The sequence below is a fragment of the Vibrio sp. M260118 genome (assembly GCF_036533755.1).
In the GTDB taxonomy this organism is placed as follows: domain Bacteria; phylum Pseudomonadota; class Gammaproteobacteria; order Enterobacterales; family Vibrionaceae; genus Vibrio.
In genome coordinates this window covers 1-2623 of the sequence record NZ_JATABG010000431.1, presented here as the reverse complement: position 1 = coordinate 2623, position 2623 = coordinate 1, and the positions used below count along the sequence as shown (strand labels likewise).

Sequence of the window (2623 nt, the reverse complement as noted above, 5' to 3'; positions counted from 1 at the left end):
GTTGATGGTGGCGTCATCATATCTGCAACAATAGATAACCAATACAAACACTTAGTGACCGAACAAACCGTATTCTGGAATCGTTCAGGCGTAGAAATAGACGCAAGCCTTGCAGGAATCAATGTGAAAGCAGCGCCGCTTAAATCTTTGATTCAAGGCGGAATTGCGTTTGATTCGCTACCCGGTGTAGATAACAAGCAAAATGACAAGTGGTTGCTATATAAAGACTTTAAAACTGCGCGAAAATTTGGCCAAGTGGTGACGTTAACGTTCGAAGGCGAAAACTCACTATCTAAAGGAACGAGTATTAACTACAACGGCGTTAAAGTGGGTGAAGTCACTCTCGTCGTGCCTAGCTTCAAGCGCAATTTTGTCGAAGTTAAAGCGCGCATCCTTCCCGAATACACACAGCAAATCGCGGTTGAAGGTTCGTACTTCTGGCTACCTAAAGCTGAAGTTGGGCTTAAAGGGGTGAAAAACATTCAGAACCTATTGGCGCAGTCCATCAACGTTCAACCGGGCGAAGGCGAAGCAAAAAACAAGTTCATCCTTCATCCAAATAAAAAGGCTGGGCATGGCGTAATATTCACCCTTCAGAGTGAGTCTCGCGGTTCGATCAGCGTCGGTACACCAGTGCTTTACCGAGATATTGAAGTGGGTGAAGTGACCAAGGTGAACTTAGGTGAGTTCGCAGACCGCGTAGTGTCTACCGTAGTCATCGAGCCTGATTATGCCTACTTGGTAAGACGCAATAGCGTATTTTGGAACACGTCGGGAGTAGACGTTTCCATCGGCCTTTCTGGTGCCAATATCAAAGCAGGTACGTTGGACAGTTTAGTTCGCGGCGGCATCACCTTCTCTACCCCAGAACAAACACAATTGGAACCGATTGCCGAGCAAGGGCAATCTTTCTATCTATACGCACAAGCTGAAGATAGTTGGAAAGCATGGCGCACCGCAATACCTAAACCATAGAACAAATTACTTCTCTGAACTTACACAGAAGAGAGTATAAAACTGACCACAAAACGCAGCCCAACGCTGCGTTTTTTGTTTTATTTGGCTATAATCACCGACCTTTCATCTAATTGAGATAGACCATTGCACCATAACGTATTTCTGCCTGAAGAGTTCCTCACCAGCATTGAATCGATTCTTCCTCAACACCTAAATATGGAAGACTTCGTGGCCGCGTGTCAGCGCCCGCTGCGCAAAAGTATTCGCGTTAATACTTTAAAAATCTCTGTAGAGGAGTTTCGAGAGCGTGCGGCCAGTAAAGGTTGGCAACTTGACGCGGTGCCTTGGTGTAGCGAAGGCTTCTGGATTGAAGCGGACGAGTCTGTTGTTCCGCTAGGCAATACCGCTGAGCATATGTCGGGGCTGTTCTACATCCAAGAAGCAAGCTCAATGATGCCGGTTTCAGCTCTATTTGAATGTAAAGAGCAATACAGTGCCGTTCTCGATATGGCCGCAGCCCCGGGTTCAAAAACCACTCAAATTGCCGCGCTAATGAATAACCAAGGCGTAGTAGTTGCCAATGAGTTCTCAGCGAGTCGAGTAAAAGTACTGCACGCCAACATCGAGCGCTGCGGTATTCGCAATGCAGCTTTAAGTAACTTCGATGGGCGCGTTTTTGGTGGTTGGCTTCCTGAACAGTTTGACGCGGTTTTGATTGATGCTCCCTGCTCTGGCGAAGGCACGGTAAGAAAAGACGCCGACGCAATGAAAAACTGGAGCAAAGAGTCTGTCATCGCTATCTCTGATACACAGAAGGACCTTATCGAAAGCGCGTTTCATGCTTTAAAGCCTGGCGGTGTTATGGTCTATTCTACTTGTACTTTAAGCATCGAAGAGAACCAACAAGTGTGTCACCACCTAAAAACGGTATTCGGCGACAATGTTGAGTTCGACAGCTTAATCAACCTGTTCCCACAAGCAGAAAAAGCACTGACTGAAGAGGGTTTTCTGCATATTTTCCCACAGGTATATGACTGCGAAGGTTTCTTTGTTGCGCGTATTCGTAAGCTTGGCGCGGTAGAGGCACCAAAAGTTAAAAAACGTTTAGGCAAGTTCCCGTTTGAAAAAGCGAGCGCTAAAGTTCAGTTAGATGTTGAACTACAACTGAAGAAAACACTCGATATCGACCTTCCTAAAACGTCATCAGTTTGGCTGCGCGACAAAGACGTGTGGCTGTTCCCTAATCAACTGGAACCTATGCTTGGCGAACTGCGCTTTTCACGCATGGGGATTAAGATCGCAGAAACACATAAGAAAGGTTACCGCTGGCAGCACCAAGTCGCGACCGCTCTCGCCAGTGGCGATGAGAAAACATCTGTAGCACTTTCTATCGACGATGCGCGTGAATGGTTTATGGGCCGCGATGTTCGCCCAGAAAATCTTTCCGGCCAAGGTGAAGTTATTGTTACACTCGGTAACGATGTGATTGGATTAGGAAAATGGGTCGGGAATCGAATTAAGAATGGACTGCCCAGAGAATTAGTGAGAGATAAAAACTTATTCTAATTGGTCAAACAATAGTATGAAATTCTAACAGAGCCTAGCAGAATCCGAATCTTAGACTACACTTTACGTATGGATAAATTTGGAAATTCAGACAGTTAGC

At 46.0% G+C, this 2623-nt stretch carries 2 protein-coding genes; both read left to right on the top strand.

What is annotated here, in order from left to right; all coding sequences use genetic code 11:
* Positions 1 to 975, top strand: a 975-nt coding sequence (locus tag QTO00_RS17925; RefSeq protein WP_331425990.1) for an MlaD family protein, incomplete at its 5' end; no start/stop codon positions are given.
* A gap of 126 nt (positions 976 to 1101) precedes the next feature.
* Entirely contained in the window at positions 1102 to 2523 is a 1422-nt protein-coding gene (gene rsmF, locus QTO00_RS17920) for a 16S rRNA (cytosine(1407)-C(5))-methyltransferase RsmF (RefSeq protein WP_331425989.1), read from the top strand.
* Positions 2524 to 2623 lie beyond the last annotated feature (100 nt).